This window comes from Synechococcus sp. BDU 130192 (genome assembly GCF_963876085.1).
Taxonomy (GTDB): Bacteria; Cyanobacteriota; Cyanobacteriia; order Cyanobacteriales; family MRBY01; genus MRBY01.
In genome coordinates this window covers 1-568 of the sequence record NZ_CAWNNO010000041.1, presented here as the reverse complement: position 1 = coordinate 568, position 568 = coordinate 1, and the positions used below count along the sequence as shown (strand labels likewise).

The 568-nt window shown below is 48.6% G+C and carries 1 pseudogene; it reads right to left on the bottom strand.

From position 1 onward, the window contains the following. Window positions 1-568: pseudogene (locus tag AACT35_RS10045) on the bottom strand (photosystem II q(b) protein); the annotation flags it as partial.

The window sequence follows — 568 nt, the reverse complement described above, 5'->3', positions numbered from 1 at the left end:
GATACACCAAGAGCAGTGAACCAGATACCGACTACAGGCCATGCACCCAAGAAGAAGTGCAAGGAACGGCTGTTGTTGAAAGATGCATATTGGAAGATCAAACGACCGAAGTAGCCGTGGGCTGCAACGATGTTGTAAGTTTCTTCCTCTTGACCGAACTTGTAACCGTAGTTCTGAGATTCGGTTTCAGTGGTCTCACGTACCAAAGAAGAGGTTACGAGAGAACCGTGCATTGCGGAGAACAAAGAACCACCGAATACACCAGCCACACCAAGCATGTGGAAGGGGTGCATCAGGATGTTGTGCTCTGCCTGGAATACGATCATGAAGTTGAACGTACCAGAGATACCCAAAGGCATACCATCAGAAAAGGAACCTTGACCGATGGGGTAGATGAGGAATACTGCAGTTGCTGCTGCTACAGGAGCAGAGAATGCAACACAGATCCAGGGACGCATACCAAGGCGGTAAGAAAGTTCCCACTCACGACCCATGTAGCAGAAAACACCAATGAGGAAGTGGAAAATTACCAACTGGTAAGGGCCACCGTTGTACAACCACTCATCTA